The 19,999-nt window shown below is 66.3% G+C and carries 19 protein-coding genes and 1 pseudogene; 6 read left to right on the top strand and 14 right to left on the bottom strand.

Annotation, left to right across the window (positions count from 1 at the left end):
- The first annotated feature begins 235 nt into the window (after positions 1 to 235).
- The 4 genes from D3877_RS17510 (at position 236) to D3877_RS17495 (ending at position 4,611) form a co-directional block, all read left to right on the top strand.
- The gene (locus D3877_RS17510) at positions 236 to 2,287 is read left to right on the top strand and encodes an elongation factor G (protein ID WP_119831981.1); all 2,052 of its coding nucleotides are present in this window, start codon (positions 236 to 238) and stop codon (positions 2,285 to 2,287) included.
- A 113-nt stretch (positions 2,288 to 2,400) separates the two neighbouring features.
- Positions 2,401 to 2,607, top strand: coding sequence for a TOBE domain-containing protein (locus D3877_RS17505; RefSeq protein WP_119831980.1), 207 nt, complete (start codon positions 2,401 to 2,403; stop codon positions 2,605 to 2,607).
- Between the two features lie 226 nt (positions 2,608 to 2,833).
- On the top strand, positions 2,834 to 3,196 hold the full coding sequence (locus D3877_RS17500; protein WP_119831979.1) for a hypothetical protein: 363 nt from the start codon (positions 2,834 to 2,836) through the stop codon (positions 3,194 to 3,196).
- A 59-nt stretch (positions 3,197 to 3,255) separates the two neighbouring features.
- A complete protein-coding gene (locus tag D3877_RS17495) occupies positions 3,256 to 4,611 on the top strand; it encodes a PepSY-associated TM helix domain-containing protein (protein ID WP_119831978.1) in 1,356 nt (451 codons plus the stop codon).
- A gap of 94 nt (positions 4,612 to 4,705) precedes the next feature.
- On the opposite strand, the gene D3877_RS17490 is transcribed toward D3877_RS17495, so the two are convergent.
- On the bottom strand, positions 4,706 to 5,911 hold the full coding sequence (locus tag D3877_RS17490) for an aspartate transaminase (RefSeq protein ID WP_119831977.1): 1,206 nt from the start codon (positions 5,909 to 5,911) through the stop codon (positions 4,706 to 4,708).
- A 333-nt stretch (positions 5,912 to 6,244) separates the two neighbouring features.
- On the opposite strand from D3877_RS17490, the gene D3877_RS17485 reads away from it, so the two are divergent.
- Positions 6,245 to 6,673 carry a c-type cytochrome gene (locus D3877_RS17485; RefSeq protein WP_119831976.1) on the top strand — a complete coding sequence of 143 codons (429 nt, stop codon included), beginning with the start codon at positions 6,245 to 6,247 and terminating at the stop codon, positions 6,671 to 6,673.
- 55 nt (positions 6,674 to 6,728) lie between these two features.
- Here the strand turns inward: D3877_RS17485 and D3877_RS17480 are convergent, their stop codons facing one another.
- Positions 6,729 to 7,421, bottom strand: a complete 693-nt coding sequence (locus D3877_RS17480) for a cytochrome b/b6 domain-containing protein (RefSeq protein ID WP_119831975.1) — start codon at positions 7,419 to 7,421, stop codon at positions 6,729 to 6,731.
- Positions 7,422 to 7,648: 227 nt separating this feature from the next.
- On the opposite strand from D3877_RS17480, the gene D3877_RS17475 reads away from it, so the two are divergent.
- Positions 7,649 to 7,897, top strand: coding sequence for a DUF4170 domain-containing protein (locus tag D3877_RS17475; RefSeq protein WP_119831974.1), 249 nt, complete (start codon positions 7,649 to 7,651; stop codon positions 7,895 to 7,897).
- 73 nt (positions 7,898 to 7,970) lie between these two features.
- Here the strand turns inward: D3877_RS17475 and D3877_RS17470 are convergent, their stop codons facing one another.
- From D3877_RS17470 to D3877_RS17415, 12 genes and pseudogenes are all read right to left on the bottom strand, one after another.
- Positions 7,971 to 10,274 (bottom strand): putative bifunctional diguanylate cyclase/phosphodiesterase, encoded by a 2,304-nt coding sequence (locus D3877_RS17470; RefSeq protein ID WP_119831973.1) that lies wholly within the window; start codon positions 10,272 to 10,274, stop codon positions 7,971 to 7,973.
- A 227-nt stretch (positions 10,275 to 10,501) separates the two neighbouring features.
- Positions 10,502 to 11,281, bottom strand: a complete 780-nt coding sequence (locus D3877_RS17465) for a capsid assembly protein (RefSeq protein ID WP_119831972.1) — start codon at positions 11,279 to 11,281, stop codon at positions 10,502 to 10,504.
- 93 nt (positions 11,282 to 11,374) lie between these two features.
- Positions 11,375 to 11,635 carry a Bbp19 family protein gene (locus D3877_RS17460; RefSeq protein ID WP_119831971.1) on the bottom strand — a complete coding sequence of 87 codons (261 nt, stop codon included), beginning with the start codon at positions 11,633 to 11,635 and terminating at the stop codon, positions 11,375 to 11,377.
- A pseudogene (locus D3877_RS17455) lies at positions 11,628 to 12,296 on the bottom strand (portal protein); the annotation flags it as partial. The gene D3877_RS17460 and the pseudogene D3877_RS17455, both read right to left, overlap by 8 nt.
- A 132-nt stretch (positions 12,297 to 12,428) precedes the next feature.
- Positions 12,429 to 12,698, bottom strand: a complete 270-nt coding sequence (locus tag D3877_RS17450) for a hypothetical protein (protein WP_119831970.1) — start codon at positions 12,696 to 12,698, stop codon at positions 12,429 to 12,431.
- A complete protein-coding gene (locus tag D3877_RS17445) occupies positions 12,698 to 13,240 on the bottom strand; it encodes a hypothetical protein (protein WP_119831969.1) in 543 nt (180 codons plus the stop codon). Before D3877_RS17445 ends, D3877_RS17450 begins: the two co-directional genes overlap by 1 nt.
- A 52-nt stretch (positions 13,241 to 13,292) precedes the next feature.
- Entirely contained in the window at positions 13,293 to 13,634 is a 342-nt protein-coding gene (locus D3877_RS17440; RefSeq protein ID WP_119831968.1) for a DUF2190 family protein, read from the bottom strand.
- Between the two features lie 2 nt (positions 13,635 to 13,636).
- Entirely contained in the window at positions 13,637 to 13,852 is a 216-nt protein-coding gene (locus D3877_RS17435) for a phage head-tail joining protein (RefSeq protein WP_119831967.1), read from the bottom strand.
- Positions 13,853 to 13,854: 2 nt separating this feature from the next.
- Positions 13,855 to 15,738, bottom strand: coding sequence for a prohead protease/major capsid protein fusion protein (locus D3877_RS17430; RefSeq protein ID WP_238474938.1), 1,884 nt, complete (start codon positions 15,736 to 15,738; stop codon positions 13,855 to 13,857).
- Positions 15,731 to 17,185 (bottom strand): phage portal protein, encoded by a 1,455-nt coding sequence (locus D3877_RS17425; protein WP_119831966.1) that lies wholly within the window; start codon positions 17,183 to 17,185, stop codon positions 15,731 to 15,733. The genes D3877_RS17430 and D3877_RS17425 overlap by 8 nt, the downstream gene beginning before the upstream one ends.
- Before the next feature lie 97 nt (positions 17,186 to 17,282).
- Positions 17,283 to 19,127, bottom strand: coding sequence for a phage terminase large subunit family protein (locus D3877_RS17420; protein WP_119831965.1), 1,845 nt, complete (start codon positions 19,125 to 19,127; stop codon positions 17,283 to 17,285).
- Positions 19,117 to 19,665 carry a hypothetical protein gene (locus D3877_RS17415; protein ID WP_147395221.1) on the bottom strand — a complete coding sequence of 183 codons (549 nt, stop codon included), beginning with the start codon at positions 19,663 to 19,665 and terminating at the stop codon, positions 19,117 to 19,119. The genes D3877_RS17420 and D3877_RS17415 overlap by 11 nt, the downstream gene beginning before the upstream one ends.
- Positions 19,666 to 19,999 lie beyond the last annotated feature (334 nt).

The raw sequence follows: 19,999 nt of genomic DNA, 5'->3' as shown, positions 1-19,999 counted from the left end.
GCCACCCCCTTTTTCCATCGACAACGGGCCGAATCGGGGCGAGCATCACACTCATCGTGGGCCTGCCGTCGGCCCCCAGGAGCCATCGCCGCTCCCCCCGCCGCCGACACCCCCACCCCATGTTTTCGCTTCTTTGATCGTCTCGACACACGAACGGGCCGCCTGTCGCGGTCGGTGTCTGGCATCGGACCCGGCGGCCTCACAAACAGCCCCATTGGCCCCTTGGGAGGTGTGAATGCCCCACAACACGATTCGGACGGCGCGCTGCGCGGCGCTGGTCGGCCCCTATCTCGCCGGCAAGACGACGCTGCTGGAAAGCTTGCTGTTCGCGGCGGGCGCCATCAGCCGCAAGGGAAGCGTGCGCGACGGCAACAGCGTCGGCGACAGCGCCCCCGAAGCCAAAGCCCGCAAAATGAGCACGGAGGTCAACGCCGCCTCCTTCGAGTATCTGGGCGAACGCTGGTCGATCCTCGACTGTCCCGGCTCGGTCGAGCTGGCCTGCGAAAGCCAAAACGCGCTGATGGCCGCCGATCTGGCGGTGGTGGTGGCCGAAGCCGCGCCGGACAAGGCGGTTCTGCTGGCCCCGCTGTTCAAATTCCTCGACGACCGCCGCATCCCGCACATTCTGTTCATCAACAAAATCGACACGCTGGGCGACCAGAGCGTCCGCGCCGTCGTGTCGGCCTATCAAGAGGTGTCCACCCGCAAGCTGGTGCTGCGCGCCGTGCCGATGCGCGAGAAGGGCGTCGTCACCGGGCTGGTCGATCTGGTCAGCGAACGGGCGTGGCGCTTCAACCCGCACAAACCATCCAACCCGGTCAGCCTGCCCGACGCGCTGAAGACCGACGAAAGCGAGGCGCGGCAGGCCCTGCTGGAATCCATCGCCGATTTCGACGACGCGCTGCTGGAAAAGCTGCTGGAGGACATGGCCCCCGACAGTGACGCGGTGTACGACAGTCTGGCCCAGGAGTTGGCGAACGATCAGATCGTTCCGGTCTTTTTCGGGTCGGCGGAGAACGACAACGGCGTGCGGCGGCTGTTGAAGGCGCTGCGCCACGAGGGGCCGGAGGTCGCCGTCACCGCCGCCCGCGTGGACGCCCCCGCCCAAGGCGCGGTCGCCGTGCAGATCGTCAAAACCCAAATCGGCTCGCACGCCGGAAAGCTCAGCCTGGCGCGGGTGTGGCGCGGCGAGGTCGCCGACGGCATGATTTTGGGCGGCGAACGGGTGTCGGGCGTCTTCCGCCTGTTCGGCCATGAGCAAACCAAGATTCCCACGGCGACGGCGGGCGATCTGGTGGCGCTGGGGCGGTTGGACAAGGCGGCGACCGGCGACCGGCTGACCGACGCCAATGGCGGAAAGGGCAATCTGGGCGCCCCGGCGGATTGGCCGGAACGCCCGGCCCCGGTCTATGGGCTGGCGCTGCACGCCGAAAACCGCAACGACGACGTCAAGCTCTCCTCCGCCATTCAGAAACTAACGGAGGAGGATCCCTCCCTGGTGCTGGAACAGGCGTCGGACACCGGCGAATTGGTGCTGTGGGGCCAGGGCGACATCCATTTGCGCATCGCCATGGACCGGCTGCGCGGCAAATTCAACGTCGCGGTCAAGGGGCAGGCCCCGCAAATCCCCTATCAGGAAAGCATCCGCAAGGGGACCAGCCACCACGCCCGCTACAAACGGCAAACCGGCGGCCATGGCCAGTTCGCCGACATCCAGATCGACATCCGCCCGCTGCCGCGCGGATCCGGCATCCAGTTCGAAGACGCCGTGGTCGGCGGGTCGGTGCCGCGCCAATACATCGGCTCGGTCGAGGCGGGCATCCGCGACGCGGCGGCGCGCGGCCCCTTGGGCTTTCCCGTGGTCGATTTCGCCGTGACGCTGACCGGCGGGCAGTTCCACCCGGTGGACAGCTCCGACATGGCGTTCAAGACGGCGGCGCGGCAGGCCATCGCCGAAGCCCTGCCCGCCTGCGAGCCGGTGTTGCTGGAACCCCTGCTGACCGTCACCATCGCCGTGCCCAGCGCATTCACCCCGAAGATCCAACGCCTGGTCAGCGGACGGCGCGGCCAGTTGATGGGCTTTGACGCCCGGCCCGGTTGGCCCGGCTGGGACGAGGTGAAGGCCAGCCTGCCGCAAGCCGACATGCAGGATTTGATCGTCGAGCTGCGGTCCCTGTCGCTGGGCGTCGGCACCTATGTCTGGGAATTCGACCGCTTGCAGGAGGCGGTGGGCCGCGCCGCCGACCGCGCCGTCGAGATCCGTCGCGAGGTGCTGGCGGCGCAATGATCGTCCACAAGGATTATGCGGTTATTCCCGTTTGGATATGACGTGGGAGGGTGTATCATGGTGCGCCGCACAATCGCGGCGCACCTTTGTCTTTTGCGTCAAGGATGTCATCGATGAAACTCAGCGCGCGCAATCAACTCGGCGGCACCATCGTTTCCCTGGACAAGGGGCCGGTCACGAGCAAGGTCAAGATCGACGTCGGCGGCGGCGCGATCATCACCTCCACCGTCACCACGGAAACCGCCGACGATCTGGGTCTGGCCGTTGGCGACACAGTCACCGCCATCATCAAGGCGTCGGACGTTCTGATCGGCAAGTGAGAATCCACTGACCGGGACGCCCCCTCTCCCGCCACGCCACGGGCAAGGCGGGAGAGGGCGTTTCCGAGCCATCGACGGTTCATAAGACTTCATAAGATCGGGCGAGAGCCGTCCGGCGGCGCTTGTCCGCAAGACGCGGATCGGATAACGATTCCTCCTCTGGAAGCCGCTGAACGACCGCAAGCCGATGCTGGCACGCTGCCGCACACTGAACGAACGATGGGGGGTGGCGCTTGTTCTGGCGCTGACTCTGGCCCTGTTCACGCGGCTGCTCGGCCCCTCGATCGGCGCCGCCGACCGCGTCGGCTATGTCGCGATTTGCAGCGGCAGCGAGATCGTTTATGTGCCGGTGACGCAAAACGGCGATCCGGCGCCGAACGACGAGAAATCCGACAAGCCCGCCCCGTCCTCCCTGCACACCCCTTGCAACTGGCTGGGGCAATACGCCGCTCTGCTGCCGGATTTGCAAACGCTGGTCTTGCCCGTCGAGCGCCCGCGCGCGCCGGGGCCGCAGCGGCAGGCCGAACCTCATCCCCTCAAAGACTTCAAGCCGTTCCACTCCCAAGGCCCTCCATCGGTCGCAGCCTGACGCAACACGCCGCCCGATCCCATCGGGCGCTGGCTTCCTGCTGACCGAATGGACCTCTCATGTCGCACACTCTGCAAAGCGGAGCGATCAGCTCCGCCCTGTACCGGGCTGTCTGGCGCTGGCACTTCTTCGCCGGGCTGCTCATCCTGCCCTTCGTTGTCTTGATCGCCGTCACCGGCGCCATCTATTTGTTCAAGGACGAGATCAACGACGGCTTGCACCGCAATCTGCGCATCGTCGCGCCGCAAAGCGTCGCCCAACTCGCCCCATCCGAACTGGTGGCGAAGGCGCTGGAGGCCCACCCCGGAACCCTCAAGGGCTACGCCCCGCCCGCCGCCGCCGACCGTTCGGCGGAGGTGAAGATCGTCGGCGCGGACGGTCTGAAGGACACCCTGTACGTCAACCCCTACAACGGGCAAGTGCTGGGCGGCCTGTGGGATGGCGGTTTCGCCGGGTCGCCGTCGATGTATGTCGTACGCAAGCTCCACAGCCTGCAATATGTCGGCTGGGTCGCCGAACGGTTCATCGAAGGGGTGGCGGGCTGGATGGTGCTGATGACCGCGTCCGGCGTCTATCTGTGGTGGCCGCGCGGACAGGCGGGCGGAATCGTCACCGTGCGCGGGGAACCGGGCAAGCGCGTCTTCTGGCGCGACCTGCACGCCGTCACCGGCGTTTTCGTCAGCGCCTTCATCGTCTTCCTGGCGATGACCGGCCTGCCCTGGTCGGGATATTGGGGCAAGCATTTCTACAGCTTTTCCTACGCCATCGGGATGGGCATGCCGGACGGCTATTGGGACAGCTACCCGGTCTCCACGATTCCGCTGAAGGACACGGTGGACCGCGCGCCCTGGATCATCGAAAACCAGCCGACTCCCCTGTCCAAAACGGCCACAGGCGTTCCGGCCAAGCTCGACGACGTGGTCAAGACCGTGGACAGCCTGGGCGTCGCGCCCGGCTACGCGATCAGCGTCCCGACCAAGCCGGACGGCGTGTTCACCGCGTCGGTCTATCCCGACGACATCCGCCAAGAGCGCGTCGTCCACCTCGACCAATATTCCGGCAAGGTGCTGTTCGACATGGGGCTGAATGACCTTGGCGTCTTTGGCCGCATGGCGGAATGGGGGGTGAGCATCCACATGGGTCAAGCCTTCGGTCTGGCCAACCAACTGGTTCTGCTCGCCGCGCTCATCGCCATGGTGCTGATGGCGGGATCCGGCGTGGTCATGTGGTGGAAGCGCCGCCCGGCGGGCACGCTCAGCGCGCCGCGCCTTCCGGCCAACGCCCAGATTCCGAAGACCCTCCTGGGCATGGCGGTGGTCGCGGGCCTGTTCTTCCCGATGGTGGGGATCTCGATGCTGGCCTTCGCGGCGTTCGAGTTGCTCAGCCACGGCGTCCGCGCGACGCGCACGGCCTGAACAGGCTCTGACGCCCATCTGACGCAACGAAAAAGGGCCGGAGACGACGCTCCGGCCCTTCTTTCATCTCAGATCGACGGAAACCGCCGGGTGGTCAGGCCCGCAGGTTGCCGCAAGCGCGTTGGATGCGCTTGCACGCCTCTTCCAACGCTTCCGTGCTGGTCGCGTAGGAGATGCGGAAGTGCGGGGCGAGGCCGAAGGCCGAACCCTGGACGACGGCGACGCCTTCGGATTCCAGCAGATAGGTGACGAAATCCTCGTCGGACTCGATCACCTTGCCGTCCGGCGTCGTCTTGCCGATGGTCCCGGCGCAGGACGGATAGACGTAGAAGGCGCCTTCCGGCTTCGGGCAGGTCAGACCGTTGGCCTGGTTCAGCATCGACACCACCAGATCGCGGCGCTGGCGGAACACCTCGGCGCGCTCCTTGATGAAGTCCTGCGGACCGTTCAGCGCCTCGACGGCGGCGGCCTGGGCGATGGAGGTCGGGTTGGAGGTCGATTGGCTCTGGATGACGCCGATGGCCTTGATGAGGTCCTTCGGGCCGCCCGCGTAGCCGATGCGCCAGCCGGTCATCGCGTAGGACTTCGACACGCCGTTGACGGTCAGGGTGCGGTCGTACAGCGACGGCTCGACCTGGGCGGGGGTGACGAACTCCAGGCCGTCATACAGCAGATGCTCGTACATGTCGTCGGTCATGACCCAGACATGCGGGTGCTTGACCAGCACGTCAGTCAACGCCTTCATCTCGGCGCGGGTGTAGGCGGCGCCCGACGGGTTCGACGGCGAGTTCAGGATCAGCCATTTGGTCTTCGGCGTGATCGCCTTTTCCAGATCGGCGGGCTGAAGCTTGAAGCCCTGCTCGGCCGGGCAGGACACCGACACCGGGGTTCCTTCCGCCAGCGCGACCATGTCGGGGTAGCTGACCCAGTAGGGGGCCGGGATGATGACCTCGTCGCCGGGGTTCAGCGTCGCCATCAGGGCGTTGTACAGCACCTGCTTGCCGCCGACGCCGACCGTGATCTGGTCGGGCGTGTAGGTCAGGCCGTTTTCACGCGCGAATTTGGCGCAGATCGCCTTCTTCAGCGCGGGCGTGCCGTCCACGGCGGTGTATTTGGTGTCGCCGCTTTCGATGGCCTTGATCGCGGCGGCCTTGATGTTGTCGGGGGTGTCGAAGTCCGGCTCCCCGGCGCCCAGGCCGATGACGTCACGACCGGCCGCTTTCAGCTCGCGGGCTTTGTTGGTCACGGCGATGGTCGGCGACGGCTTGATGCGGGACAGGCGGGACGCGATAATCGACATGGCGGCAGGCCCCCTCAGGGCAGTGGTGGCGATGGGATGGGTGGTTCGGCTGCGGCGCCCAATGGCGCGACGCGGACCTTACTGCCGCTCAACCGACGTTGCAAGGTTGACTCCGCCACAATGCGCGCGGTGATGCGTCGGCGCCGCAGCCTGCCGCGACGCCGCACGGCCAGCCCGTTCAGATTGGGTTCATTTTGCCCGCTCTTCGCTTGAAACGTTTGTTTGCGTCATAAAATCAGCGCCTTACCGATCCGCCACGCGCTTGACAGGCTCAGCGCGCTCGTGCGTATCGTCCTACACCCTGTCCACCAACCGAGAGGTTCAAGACCCGTCATGCTGTCCCGCATCGCGCTCGCGGCCACCGCCGCCCTTCTGCTGACCGGCTCCGTCGCTCTGGCTCAGGATCCGATCAAGGCTCGTCAGGCCGGATTCGACGATCTCAAAAAGGCGATGGGCGAGATCAAGGACGCGCTGGGCAAGGATCAGGTCGCGGCGGTCGCCCCGGTCGCCGCCCGAATCGGCGCCTTCGCCACCCAAATCCCCGGCCTGTTCCCCCCCGGTTCCGACAAGGGCAAGACCGGGGCCAAGGAAGTGATCTGGGCGAATTTCCCGGACTTCATCGCCAAGGCCAAGGGTCTGGAGGACGCCGCCAAGATTCTGACCGCCGCCGCCGCGACCGGCGACAAGGCCGCGACCGGCAAGGCCTTCGCGGCGATGGCCGACAGTTGCAAGGCCTGCCACCAGCGTTACCGTTCGGAGTGATCCGAGGCGCTTCGCGCCAGCCCCGTCCGCAATCTGGACGGGGCTGGCCGAACGCTCAGCCCGCCGCGCGCACCACCAGCGACACCACCCCGACCGCCGCCAGAAGAATCGCCAGCGCCAGCATCGGCGAGACCCGGCGCGGATCGCTGGCCGGATGGGCGACGCTCTTGCGTCCGGTTATCATCGGGCGGATCAGATTGTCTTTCTTGACCAACAGATAGGCCAGAACCGCCGCCACATGCAGCCCGACCAGGATCAAAATTCCGTCGGACAACAGCCGGTGCAGCGTGCTCAACGCCTTGACCGTCGCGCCTGCCGCCAGCGGGACCAGCGGGCCATCGACGGTGATGTCGTCGCTGGTGAACAGCCCGCTTGCCGCTTGCGCCGTCAAAACCAGCAGCAAAACCACCACCATCAAACCGCCCAGCGGATTGTGCCCCAACGTGACCGGCGCCGCGCCCGGCGTCTTGCTTTGGACGATGTAGGCCAAGATGGCGCGTGGTCCCTTGATGAAATCGCTGAAACGCGCGGTCTGGCTGCCGACGATTCCCCAAACCAACCGAAACAGCACCAGCGCCAGAATTGTTTCCCCAACAAACATATGAACCGACAACGCATCCATCTTCGCCGAGACCACCGCGACGGCGACCAGAAGCGCCAGCGTCCAATGAAACAGACGGGTCGGCAGGTCCCACACCCGGACGTCACGCGCGCGTTGTTCCCGAGTCGCGGTATGACCACTTGCCATCGTTCGATCCTCGCTGCGTTTTCCCGCCCCTCAACTGGGGCATGACCTGAGTTTTTTTACGGCTGTTCCTGGAAAAGCCAACGCCTTTTTGGTGACAAAGGACGAATCTCCTGTCAACGGGCTTGATGGCGCGCCCGCGCGGCGGCTATGACTGGAGCAAAAGGTCAGCCACCGCAACGGCCCAACCGTCTCAGCCCTTTCAAAACATCAGCCAAAGGACCGCGTCCATGCCCGACAAACAGCTCCTCCACCTCGTCTTCGGCGGCGAACTCGTGCGCCCGGATTCCGACCAGTTCGTCGATCCGACCAAGCTGCACATCGTCGGCATTTTCCCGAGCTACGACGAGGCTTACAAGGCGTGGCGCGGCGCGACCGGGCAGACCATCGACGACGCCCACACCCGCTATTACATCGTCCACATGCACCGCTTCCTTGATCCGGCGGCGGGCCATCAGGACGGCGACCATCATCATTGATGGCGTGGGACGTTGACGGCGCGCGGCCACTTTGGCCGCCGCCTTCCGTTCCTTGCGTTTCAACGGCTTGTGTTTAGGCCGGTTCTTTCAGCCGTTTGGTCAAAAGCCCCAGCGCCGTGTCGGCGGGGACCGGGCGTCCGGTCAGCCAGCCTTGCACCTGGGTGCAATTGAGGTGGCGCAGGAAATTGGCCTGCTCCGTCTTTTCCACCCCTTCGGCCACCACGTCCAGACCCAGCATGTCGGCCATCGCGATGATGGTGGACACGATGCTGGCGTCCTCGCGCTCCTGCGGCACGCCGTTGATGAAAGAGCGGTCGATCTTCAAGGTGGTGATCGGCAGCTTTTTCAAATAGCTCAGCGACGAATGGCCGGTGCCGAAATCATCGACCGCCACCCGGATCCCCATCGCCTTCAACGCGCCCAGCACGCTCATGGCGTGGTCGATGTCCTGCATCACCGCGCCTTCGGTGATTTCCAGCTCGATCAATTCGGGCGGCAGGCGGTGGCGGTCGACGATGCGGCGGAAATCATCGGCGGTGCGGTGGCGCAGATGGCGCGGCGAGATGTTGACCGCCACCGGCACCGGGTTCATCCCTTGATCCAGCCACACGCGTTGCTGGCGGCACGCCTCGTCCAGCACCCAATCGCCCAGCGGAACGATGAATCCGGTTTCCTCGGCCACCGGAATGAACTCGCCGGGCGAAATCATCCCCTGCCCTGGATTGTCCCAACGCAACAGCGCCTCGAACCCTTGCAGCCCGTAATCGATCAACGACACCTTGGGCTGGTAATGCAGGCGGAACTGCTTGTTGACAAGGGCGGAGCGCAATTCGCCGTCCAGCGCCAGATGGCGGCGCGCCTGATCGGCCAGCTCCTTGCGGAAAAAGGCGTGGCGCCGTCCGCCCAGCCGCTTGGCGGCGTAGAGCGCGGTGTCGGCGGCGCGGATCAACTCATGCGGCTCTTCCGTATGGTCGGGGAACAGCGCGATGCCGATGGAGGTGCGGACGTAATGCTCGTTCCCGGCCAGGATCACCGGCTGATCGAAGGCGGCCAGAACGCGGTCGGCGATGGCCGCCGCCTCGTCGGCGTCGACGATCTCCTCCAGAATGATGGCGAAATCATCCGAACCGATGCGCCCGACCAGATCGGCGGCGCGCACCGTCTCGGTGACGCGCCGCGCCACCTCCTGCAACAGCGCGTCGCCCGCCTGATGGCCCAGCGTGTCGGTGACAAGCTTGAAGCGCGACAGATCCAGGCACATCACGGCAAAGCGGCGGTTGTAACGGCGGCAGCGCTCGACCGCCGTCTCCAGCAGCGATTCGACCATCGCCCGGTTGGGCAGGCCGGTCAGCCGGTCGCGGGTGGCCAGCCGCATCAATTCGCGCTCGTGCCGCAGCCGCTGCGTCATGTCAGTCAGCGCGCAGACGAAGCCGCGCTTGCCCTGCACCACCAGCGGCGACACGCTGATCGCCGCGTCAACCCGCCCGTCGGCGCGCAGGATGCCCAGCGCCTCGGCCCGCGTCAGCTCGCCCGCCCCACCGGCGCCGCCCAACAGCGCCTGCACCCGGCCCCGGTCGGAGTCCACGAACAGACTGGCGAGCGCCCGACCGGGCAGCGTTTCCGCCGCCACGCCGAACAGGGCGACCGCCGCCGGGTTGTGCTCTTCAATCCGGCCATGCTCGTCAACCAGGACAATCGCCTCGCTTACGTTGTTCATGATGCCGGCCAGCCGCTCGTCGCGCTCAATCAGGGCGCTGGCGGAGCGGCGGAAATACTCCATGGCGCGGGCCATCGCGCCGAACTCGTCGCGGCGGTGACGACCGGGAATGTCGATCTCCGTCCGCCCTTCGGTCAGCATACGCATGCGGGTGGACAGCGCCTCGATCGGGCCGACGACGTTTTGCGACAGATACAGCGAGATCGGCCAGCTCAACACCAGCAGCCCCAACAGGAACAGGATGAAGGTCATCGCCTCCATCGCGAATTCGCGGTTGATGTCGTCAACGTCGCCCGCCGCCGCCACCACCCAGCCCCACGGCTCGAACGTCGCTTGGCTGATGACCGCGTGTTGAATCGGCGGCCAACCTGGCGGCACCACCCCATCGGTGAACACGGCGACGTGGAACGGATCGCCGACCAGCGCGCGCAGGGCCAGACGCGCCCGCGCCTGCGCGTCGTCGCGGGGGATGGCGCCCGCCGCCGCTTCCCGCTCCAGATCGCTCAACATGGTGCGTGAGGAATCGACCAGAGCGCCGGTCATGCGTTCGCGTTCGGCGATCAGGCCGTGGCGCAGCAAATACAGCGCCGGTATCGCCGCCATCAGGCAGCCGATCAGGCCAAGCCAGGTCAACCAGCGTATCTTGCGGCGCAGCGTCATATGACTCCGGCGACACTCTTATGACCGTCTGTTGCACGGACGGTTTCTTGTGCGCAACGCAGGTTCGCTGTTTCATTTCAAACGTGCAATCGTAATTTTCTTCGCGCGCGCAACATTCACAAAGCGCGCACGTCCAAAAACGAGAGATGCGGCGTTGTGTCTCGCGTCGCGGCATCGTCGGGCGCGGACGCCACGACGATGCCGCGACCATCACGCCGCCCCGTCACTCACCCACGGCTGGGGTAAAGCCGTTGGAAACCGTCGGTCACGCGGGCGATCACCGCCGGGTCACGCTCCCGCCAATAACGCGGATCGCGCATCAAGGTCCGCAATTCCGCCTCGCCATCGGTCGCGGCGGCCCGACCGGGCGTCATCGCCAAGGCCGACGGTTCGCTGCCCGACATCATGGCGTGCAGGGCCATGACGCCTTCATAGGTGGTGGACAACCCCTCGACGGCGGCGGGTGGCAGATTTTTGCCCGCCCAGGTCAGAAGCTGGCGGGACACCTCGCGCCATTTCTCCTCGCCGCCGAAACGAGCGACCAGCCGCTCCACCTCGCGTTCGGCCTGGAACTCGGCGACCAGATGCTGGATCAACGGCATCATGCGCTCCGCCGCCAGATCATAGAGCAACTGCGCTTGCCCTGGGGTGTAGCCCGCCTCGAACAGCCGCCCGTTGATCTCGGGGTCGGGTTGAAACAGGCCGTGGTCGCAGGCGATGCAATAGCCCTCCGGCGCGTCGGGCGCGCCCAGCGCGCGGCGAAGCTGGACCGGATCCAGCGTGGCCGGATCGAAGGGCGACGCGACGGGCGCGCCGTCCGGCGCTCCATCCGGCGGCGCCCCATCGGGCATCGGCGCGGCGGACAGGCGGCGTTCCAGCTCCAGATAGGATTTCAGCAGCGCGTCCACCCGCACCGCGCCGGTCTTGGGATCGCGGAACTTCTCCGGCACGGGCGGCGGCGGTTGGGGCGAACCGGCGACGGGGGCGATCAGAAGATTGTCGGCCATGGGTCACAGACTCCTTGTGGGAAAACGAGGAAAAACGGATTTCAGAGCTTTTGACCGCGCGCGGGTTTCACGGCTTTTGACCGCGAGCGGATGTCATTGTTTTTGACCGCGAGCGGTCAGGGCCAAAATCACGGCGACCAGATGCCGTTGCCCCTCCAGATGGCGCAGCGCGGCGTCGGGCGCGTCGGGGCCAAGCGTCCGGCCCAAGGTCATGGCCCTCAGCGTGTCGAGCACCCGCAGCCCGTCCGGCCCGGCGAAGCAGCGGGCGAAAACAGGCGCGGGATCCTCGGTCGCTGGAGCCATGTCGGCGCGCCCCGCGCCGTTCAGCCAATCCCAGCCGGTCGGCTCAGCCATGACTCACCCCCGCGTCAACCGGGACCGGGGCGACGGCTGGCGCGACCGGAGGCGGCGCCGAAACAGGCGCTGGCGTCGGCGTTGGAACCGGCGGCTCTTCGGCGCGGATCAGCTTGGCCGGAACGCCAAAGGCTTCGCCCAACCAACGGGCGGTGGCGGCGGCGTCCACGGTGGCGGCGGCCTCCGGCCCCAACTGCCGCGTGGTGTCGAGCCAGCGCAGCGTCGCCTGCACGTCGCGCTGCGCCTGCGCCTGGGCCAGCGGCGAGCGGTGTTGCAGTTCCACCAGCCGCCCATCGACGGCGATGTCGGGAATCTCGCCCCGGCGGCGCAGGATGGCGACGGCGCGCAGCAGCAGCGGCGTCAGCATTTCCGCCTGCAACCGGCCATAGGTCGCCCCCAGCAGCCGGGCCATTTCGGACGAGCGCTCCATCACCTCGGTGGCGGTCATCCGCGCCTGCTCGACCGGCCCCAGCCGATCCACCAGCAAGGCGTGACGGATGCGCGACCGCAGATCGTCCAGCACCAGTTGCGACACGTCGAACCGCCCCGGATTGGCCAAGGGCGTCAACCCGGCGGACCCCACCGCCTTGGGAATGATGGTCCCCGGCACCAACCGGATCGTCGCCGGATTCAGCACCCCGTCGTCGTCGGCCTGCCAGATGCTAGGGAAAAGCTGGCATTATGATTGCTATTCAACGGATTGGGCATAGGCCGGGGGAGCATGTAAGCGCCATGTAAGCAGACTGAGATTGGATGATGAGCATCCGTTCACGGCCACGACGGCAGCCCGTCATCAAGCCAGTGTGGAAGCTGCAATCTCATCGGCCAGCGCCCGCCGCATTTCTTCGGGCAGTTCTACCGCCGGGCGCCATGCTCCCCGATCCACGAAGGCGGGCAGTTCGACGGATCTCCGGGTCGGGGTTTCCTGCACGACTCGGAACCCATTCAATCGCAGGGGAACCCCGTCGAAATCGAGCGCCACGTCAGCCAGCCACACACCGCGCTTGACCAGGCGGACGTTGACCACCTCGAACGTGATGCGGGCTGTGTCGGCGTCTTCCATCACTTCGCCCGAACGATCCAAGCCGCGCCGGTCTGGTCTCTGGATATTTCCGCCTGGACGGTCAGCGTCTTCCCGCCCCAGATGACCTTGTGAGCGCCGGAACCGGACGGCTCCACCGGCAAGTCGAACACGGTGAATCGGTAATCCCCACCGGCATAAAGCCCACCGATCAGGTTGTATCCGTCCACCTGTTCCATGATGACGCGCACCGAATGGTCGGCAGCCCGGCTTATCACAACCTGCGTCGCGCTTGCCGCCTGCGTCACCAGGGCCGGGGTGAAGGTCACGCCCGTCAGCAACCCGCCCGCCGTCGTAATGACGTTGGTGACGGTGTGCGTCGTCGCGCCAACGGGGAACGTGTCGCCGATGGCGGTCGCCGTCAGCGCGGCAGGCACGTTGTTGAAGTTGATCGTGGTCGCGCCAACCGCCGTCAGGGCCGCAACGCGCACGTTGAAGGTGGTGGAGACGCGGTAGACCGCAGAACCGGCAAAGCCGCCCAGCGCGTCGCGAATCGCGTTCCCGATGTCGGCGGGGGTGAGCATGGGCGGACTCTCCAAGGAAAGGGGTGTCGGTTGAAGCGACACCCCTGCCAGATCAGGCGGCGGTGGTCGGCACTTCGGACAGCTTCACGCGCACCGTCGCGCCACCGTTGCCAGCGACGGCCACCGCGACACCCACCGGGTACAAGCCGGTGCCGGGCGCGTCGCAATAGAAATTCGTGTTGTCCCAGCTCACTTTGTCGCCCACGGCGAAGGTGGCGGTGGTCTTCTTGGTCAGATCGAACACGCCTTCGGTGCAGCCCACCAACGCGGCACCGCTCGCGGCGGTCGTGCTGGCAACGGCGAAGATTGAACCGACGATGAAACCATCCCCGGACGTCACAGCGCGCGGCGCGGTCAGATCGAGGCGACAGCCCTCTTGCACATAGTTCTTCATGGTCACAGTCCCTTGGAAGTCGTGAAGGTCACAAAGGGCGATCCAGCCGAAGCGCTTGCCGCCGCAATCTTGCGGTTGAGGTCCACCAGGGCGGTTTTCATCTCGGCGTCCGTCTTGTATTCCACCAGGGAGTTGCCGAGTTGAACCTTGCGCGTGCCTGAGAAACGGGCTTTCTCAAGCCCGTCCCGCATGGCGATCATGTCGGCCAGCGTCGTCATGGTCAGGCGCCCGCGTTCTTGTAAGCGCCCCGGTAATCGACGGCCCCAACGGCGAAGTCGATGGTGAGCTTCATCTTGACGCCAGCGGTGTCGAAGGAGGCTTCCGGGGTGATGACCGGCCCGGACTGGCCTTGCAAATAGCCGTAGATGAAGGTTTCCAGCGCGCTCGGCTCGGCCATGAGATACCAGCCGTTGCCCGAGAGGTTGGCGTCGCCCACAGCCTCCAGCTTGCCCGCGAACGGGTTGACGTTGGAGAACTGCGCCGGGGCGACGTTGGCGGACACGAACTGACGGCCCAGCGTGTATTTGTCGGGACTCGTCACCAGCACGGAGGGGTGCAGGTTGAGTTTCAGCCCGTCCAGGCTGGTCTGTTTCATCATCGCCGCTTCACCCGCGCCCACGGTGTCGATTCCGATGGCCCCGCCCGAACCGGCAAGATTGCCATGATCGGCGTGAAACAGGGCCTTGCCGTCCGACAGCGTGGGGTTGGACACCACCAGCGCCCAGGCGACGGAGTTCTCCCAATCGGCGACGCGCAACGCGGCCTTGGTCGGCAGATCAGCGAAAGCGCCCAGATCGTCGTTGATGAGCGCCTTGCGGGTGAAGGTGATGATGCGGCCATACTCGCCCAGCGTGACCGACTCGCCGCTCTCGGCGATGGCCCCGTGCTTGTATTCGCCGTTTTCACCCACGGCCAGGGGTGCCGGGAAATCACCGACGCGGGCGAAGCTGGCGGGCTTGAAGTCGCGGAAGTCGCGGCGGGCGAAGAAGCGGCGGTAGGTCGGGGCAGCCGCCTGATAGGCCGGCAACAGCGTCTTGTTGGCGCTGTTCGCCAGCAACACCGGGAAATCGCTGGTGGTCAGCGCCCGCTGATAGAGTTCCGCCGACGACAGGTTGCGGGTTCCGATGGGGGTTCCGCGCCGGTCGGCCAGTTCGGCGGCAAGGTCCAACAGCGATCGGTTGGCGTAGGCGCGCGAGGCGTCCGGCAGGGCGACGCGGTGCGCTTGCGGCAGATGCGCGGTGGCGCGGGCCGCGTAGGCGGTCGCCATGCGGTCCACCACGGCTTGCGGGTCGTCATGGTCGTGCAACACCTGAACAGCGGCCAGCGGACGGCCCGCCGAACGCGCAAGCATGGCGTCGAACACGACAGAGCGCGCGCGGTCGAGGTCGGCATCCTCGTCGATCAGCCGATCCGCCGCGCCAAGATCCAGACCCGCCGAACGGACCATCGAACGGATTTGCTGGTTGGTCGCGGCGCGGCTGCTGGTCTCGGGGGCGGCGGGGGCGATGATCTGCGCCGGGGCCTCGGTGGTGGTCTGCGCCGGGGTATCGGTCGGCGCCACCGTCGTTTGAACGGTCATGCTGTCTCCTTGGGAACGAACGGTTGCGCCGGAATCCATCGGCACAGGGATGAAACTCAACTCATGGGGAACCCAGGCGATGGCCTGGAAAACCGGCAGCCCGCCGCGCGTGCCGACAGACTTCCAGCGACTGACGCCATAACCCAGGCTGACGCCGCGCACCGATCCGGCCTCAACCTTGCCCATCAGTTCCTCGGCGGCGGCGCTGGTGTCGAAACGGACGGTCGAGACGATGCGGTCGCCTTCGATCCGCGCCTCGGCGATGGATCCAACGGCGGCGTCGGTGACGTTGCGGTGATCCTTCAGCGCCGGGCCGTTGCGGAAGCGCGACAGGTCAGCGCCAGCGGCGGACAGTTCCTCAATCCAGGCGGTGCGGCTGCCATCGGGGGCCGGGGCCGGGCGGGTGGCGGGGGCCAGCCCCGACAGGGCCACCACCTCCACCGTCCGGGCGGCGCGGTCGAGCGTCGTCGGCGCTGTGGCGCCCATGGCGCGGGCGAAGAGTTGAAGGGCCAAGGTCTCAACCATGGGCGGGCGTCTCCGGGGCGGGCGGGTCTTCGGGAATCGGCGTCGGCGTCGCCACCTTCGGAACCGGGAAGGCCAGCCCCATCCGCCGTTCCCGCGCCCGATCAGCGGCGATCTCCGCATCGAGCGCTTCAACGTCGTAACCGGCTTCCGCCACCGACTGCGCCCGGCTTTTCAGCCCGGCGTCGATGCTCTCGATCTCGGCGCGGATGTCCTTCAGCGGATCGACCCAATCGAAGGCCGGGGGCAGCCATTCGGCGGACAGGTAGGGTTCCGGGTCGCGGAAGAAATCGGGCGCGTCAATCGCCCCGCTCATCACGGCCAGCGTGACGAAGCGCCGCCAAACCGGGTCACAAAGCTGCGGCACGATGACCAGATGTTGAAGCTGTTCGATGCTGCGCCGGAACTCGACCAGCCCGCCGCGCAGGCTGGAATAGTTGGCGTCGCGAAGGTCGCCGGTCGCCTGGAAATAGGTGCAGCCCAGACCGACGGCGATGGCGCGCAGATGGTTCTTGGTGAACTCGGTGTAATTCTTGTCGTCGGGCGGGCTGGTGAACTCGACGCTTTCGCCGGGGTTCAGCGGAACCAACATGCCGGGTTCCAGCGTCGGCGTTTCGGCCCCCGGTTGGGGTTGCCACGCCGGGTTTTCGGCGTCCTTGTTGAGAATGAAGCCCGCCATCATCGCCGCGACCTTGGCGCGCACCAGGGCGGCGTCCTCGTACTGGTCGAGTTCCTTCACCCGCAACAGCACCGGAGCCAGCCACGTCAGCCCGCGAAGCTGGCTTTCGACCAGCTCGCGGAACAGGTGGCACATGTCTTCCGCCGGAACCCGCGTCGGCTGCCACGTTGGGGCCAACAGGGGCATGGTCGGGTCGTTCGGGTTGAAGGGCAGCACCCAATAGGCGATCCGCTGGCCCAGCGCGTTGAACTCGATCCCGCCCCGAATGGCGTTGCCGGGGCGGATGTCGCTCCATTGCGTGCTCGGCACTTGGTCGCGGGCGATCAGCTCCACCTGAAACGGCACCGGCAGCCCGTCGCCGGGCAGGCGGGAACGCAGACGGGCGAAGCTCTCGCCTCCTTCGATCATGGCGCGGACGGCGAGCGCCTGTTGCCCGTAGAAGCCCCCGGCCCGCCCGCTGGCGTCCGCCACCCGCTCCCACCGCTCCCACAGCGCGTGGAGCGTGTCGCGCACGGCGTCGTCGGGGTGTTTGGAGCGCGGTTTGATCCCGGTTCCCACGGCGTTGGACACCATGGCGTTAATGGCGGCGGCGACGTTCGGATTGTTGCGCGCCACATAAGCCGCCCGCTGCGCCGCGACCGTGGCCCCCGACAGCATGTCCGCGTTCAGGTTCACCACCCGTGACGCCCCGGCCCAGCGTTTGCCCGCGCCCGCCGCATCAAGCGAGCGGGTCCACAGGGTTCCAAAGGCTCGGCGTAGGTTGGAAAGCATAAGGTCGCCCTTTCAGAGGCAAATTAGCCTCATAATAGGATGAAATCGCAAATAATGCAAACTCGGATGTAATCCGATGTCGGGTCTTTACTTCCCGTCACCCCGAAAGCCAGCTTGAGCGGGTCGCCCGGCGGACAGGGGGCGGGGGAGCCATCACGGGCCGGTCAGGGGTGCGCGGCGGAATGGGAGCCAGGGCGGCAACGGCCCGATCAAGATCGAAGCCAGCGGCGATAACCCCGTGCAGCGCGGCAAAGGCGTAAACGCGAAGATCCAACGCCTCGTTGCGCGCCTTGGTCGGGTTGACGAAGATGCGGCGCGGTCGGCCACGCTCCCACTTCGTCACCATTTTTTCAGCGGTAAGCTGTTGGAAATACTGCGTGGATCGGTCCATCGGGAAGTGCATGAAGCCGGGACCGGCTTCCTTGATCTTCAACCGGGCGAAAATGACTTCCTTGGCGGCGTGAACGCCGATCAGGTAGAGCGGCACTCGCCCCTTGTTCTTGTGGCTCGGCTTGCGCGGCCAGATTTGCTTGCCGGGGACGTTGTGTCCCTTGATGCCCCAGACGCGGCGGGCCTGCTTGTCCCGCACGAAATTGTAAGCGGCTTGGGTGTGGTGTCCGCCGGTATCGACGCAGACAGCCGAAATCGGCATGTCGGGGACGGCGCGCGCGTGCGGCCATGTCCGGGACAGAAGCTCATCGAGTTGCAGCCACACCGCGCGGTCGGCAGGGTCGCCGGGAATGACGTGGTGCAGGATCGACCATGATTCCTCACCAGCGCCCCAGGCCACCACCTCCACCTCAAGCCGGTCATCCTGCGTGTCAACGCCAGCGGTCAGCAGCACCGCGCCCGGCGGCAGGACGTCACCGATGGTTTCGGCCCGGCTTGCCACCGCGTCGGCGGTGATCTCTTCACCGGCCATATCCTCGAACGGGTCGCCAAGCTTCAAGTTGGTCCAAGCCTGCATCGCGGACGGGTCGCCCTTGGCCTGCCCGTGCTGCACGGCGATGTCGCCCCAGCTTTCAAACGGGCTGTAAAGCGCCGACAGGTGAAACCCGGCGGTGCGCCCGTCGCCGGGGGCGGTCGCGCGCCAGCGGCCAGCGGCCAGAAGGGCCGGTTTGGCGTGCTCCTCGTGGGGAAAGCCGCAATCCGGGCAAACCCAGCACGCCTTGCGCCGCTCGCCTTCCGGCCATCGAATGTCCGCCCACAGGATGCGGTTGAAGGTGGCGCATTGCTGGCACGGCACCTCATAAACCCGCTGGTCGCTCTCCAAATAGGCGCGCTCGATCCGGCTCAACCCTTTGATCGTCGGCGTCGAGCACAGGAAAATCTTGCGGCGACCACGGAAGGTGACGGTGCGTTGCTCGGCCAGCGCCACCGGGTCGCCTTCTTTTCCCGCGTCGCCGGGGAAGCCGTCCACCTCGTCCAGAAACAGATACCGGGCCGGTGTGGACCGCAGCCCCTTCGGGCTGGTCGCCCCGGTGAACACAAGATAGCCACCGGGGAAAGCCTTGCGCATCATCGAGTTTGCCGCGCGCCGTCCGGTCGGTTTCGCCACCAGGGCAGACAGGACGGGAGAGGATTCGATCAACGGTTCAATGCGGGTCGCGACGTTCTTCTTCACGTCGTCCAGGCTCGGCAGCACGCATAGGGTGGTGCCGGGGGCGTGTTGGATGATGTAGCCAAGCCAGTTGTTGCCGCATTCGGTCGCCGCAATCTGCGCGCCCTTCATCATCACAACCCGCTCGAAGGGCGATCCGGTGGACAGCGCGTCCATCACGCCGCGCATGTAGGGGACGCGGCTGGTTCGCCAGCGCCCCGGTTCGGCGGACGTTGGCGGCAAGACGCGGTGTTTGTCCGCCCATTCGCTGACCAGCAAAGCCGGTTCCGGGCGGATGGCGGCGGCGATGGTTCGCCAGACCCAGGCGGCATCATCGGGCATCAAACAGATCCTTCAGATCGGGCGGCGGCGGGGCGTCGGCCAGTTCGATCAGTTGGGCGCGCACCTGCCGGTCGAGCGCGGCGAAGACGCGGCCCAGGTCAACGCCCAGATCGGCAGCCAGTTCGGGGGCGGCGCGGCTGCACCAAGCCAACAGCGCATCCCGCTGACCCAACCCCCAGGCGGTCAACCCGCGTTGCACCGCGTCCCGCGCGATCAGCGCCCCCCGCTCCCGCTCCAAGAACAGGGCGTCGCGGTCGGCAAGGGTCGCCTCCCGGCGGGCTTTTGCGGCCAGCAGGGCAAGGGCTGGATTTTGAATAGGAACGTCGTCATCGTGGCCGGATGGAAGAGGCATTTTCCCCTGTTCGGCCCGCTTAACAGGGTTCTGGCGACCCTCCAGCCACGCCAACGCTGCGGCAATCCGCACCTTGCCGTCGCCATCGAGAGGAAGACCGGAAGAGACCAATTGCGAGACGCGCGGCGGCTTCACGCCGATCCGGCGGGCAAAAGCGGCTTTCGTCTCGGTGGCAGAATCATCCAACGTCGGTTCCTTTCCGATGTCGGATTATAGGACATTAAGCCCTTAATGTTAAGCCTTCGTTCCCACGGGGGGCTAGAGGGGTGGCGCGGCCTGTGGTGGGCGGACCCCCGATCAATTTCCTGACAGAGGACCCAAGCCACCCTCCCCCTCGAATTGCCCCAGAAGCCTGCCGAGTGGCTCGCTACCCGCACTCATCGAAAGGACAGTAAGCTGGGTCAGACATGAGCGCTGCTCCATAACGAAAAGCCCGCCTCGGATTGCTCCAGGCAGGCTTTCTTCAGCACGCAATGCATACGGCTTGTTGAGGCACTAGACGGTCAAGCCACGCTGATGC

The organism is Azospirillum cavernae (assembly GCF_003590795.1).
GTDB classification, from domain to species: domain Bacteria; phylum Pseudomonadota; class Alphaproteobacteria; order Azospirillales; family Azospirillaceae; genus Azospirillum; species Azospirillum cavernae.
Note: the sequence above shows the minus strand (reverse complement) of the source record. Positions and strands in the feature narration are given on the sequence as shown.

Excerpts from the sequence above, each read along its gene's own strand:
- D3877_RS17495 (WP_119831978.1), top strand. The coding sequence starts at position 3,256 with ATGTCGCACACTCTGCAAAGCGGAGCGATCAGCTCCGCCCTGTACCGG.
- D3877_RS17510 (WP_119831981.1), top strand. The coding sequence starts at position 236 with ATGCCCCACAACACGATTCGGACGGCGCGCTGCGCGGCGCTGGTCGGC.
- D3877_RS17475 (WP_119831974.1), top strand. The coding sequence starts at position 7,649 with ATGCCCGACAAACAGCTCCTCCACCTCGTCTTCGGCGGCGAACTCGTG.
- D3877_RS17435 (WP_119831967.1), bottom strand. The coding sequence starts at position 13,852 with ATGACGACGCTGGCCGACATGATCGCCATGCGGGACGGGCTTGAGAAA.
- D3877_RS17470 (WP_119831973.1), bottom strand. The coding sequence starts at position 10,274 with ATGACGCTGCGCCGCAAGATACGCTGGTTGACCTGGCTTGGCCTGATC.
- D3877_RS17490 (WP_119831977.1), bottom strand. The coding sequence starts at position 5,911 with ATGTCGATTATCGCGTCCCGCCTGTCCCGCATCAAGCCGTCGCCGACC.
- D3877_RS17425 (WP_119831966.1), bottom strand. The coding sequence starts at position 17,185 with ATGCTTTCCAACCTACGCCGAGCCTTTGGAACCCTGTGGACCCGCTCG.
- D3877_RS17485 (WP_119831976.1), top strand. The coding sequence starts at position 6,245 with ATGCTGTCCCGCATCGCGCTCGCGGCCACCGCCGCCCTTCTGCTGACC.
- D3877_RS17480 (WP_119831975.1), bottom strand. The coding sequence starts at position 7,421 with ATGGCAAGTGGTCATACCGCGACTCGGGAACAACGCGCGCGTGACGTC.
- D3877_RS17440 (WP_119831968.1), bottom strand. The coding sequence starts at position 13,634 with ATGAAGAACTATGTGCAAGAGGGCTGTCGCCTCGATCTGACCGCGCCG.
- D3877_RS17505 (WP_119831980.1), top strand. The coding sequence starts at position 2,401 with ATGAAACTCAGCGCGCGCAATCAACTCGGCGGCACCATCGTTTCCCTG.
- D3877_RS17445 (WP_119831969.1), bottom strand. The coding sequence starts at position 13,240 with ATGCTCACCCCCGCCGACATCGGGAACGCGATTCGCGACGCGCTGGGC.
- D3877_RS17465 (WP_119831972.1), bottom strand. The coding sequence starts at position 11,281 with ATGGCCGACAATCTTCTGATCGCCCCCGTCGCCGGTTCGCCCCAACCG.
- D3877_RS17450 (WP_119831970.1), bottom strand. The coding sequence starts at position 12,698 with ATGGAAGACGCCGACACAGCCCGCATCACGTTCGAGGTGGTCAACGTC.
- D3877_RS17430 (WP_238474938.1), bottom strand. The coding sequence starts at position 15,738 with ATGGTTGAGACCTTGGCCCTTCAACTCTTCGCCCGCGCCATGGGCGCC.
- D3877_RS17420 (WP_119831965.1), bottom strand. The coding sequence starts at position 19,127 with ATGCCCGATGATGCCGCCTGGGTCTGGCGAACCATCGCCGCCGCCATC.
- D3877_RS17460 (WP_119831971.1), bottom strand. The coding sequence starts at position 11,635 with ATGGCTGAGCCGACCGGCTGGGATTGGCTGAACGGCGCGGGGCGCGCC.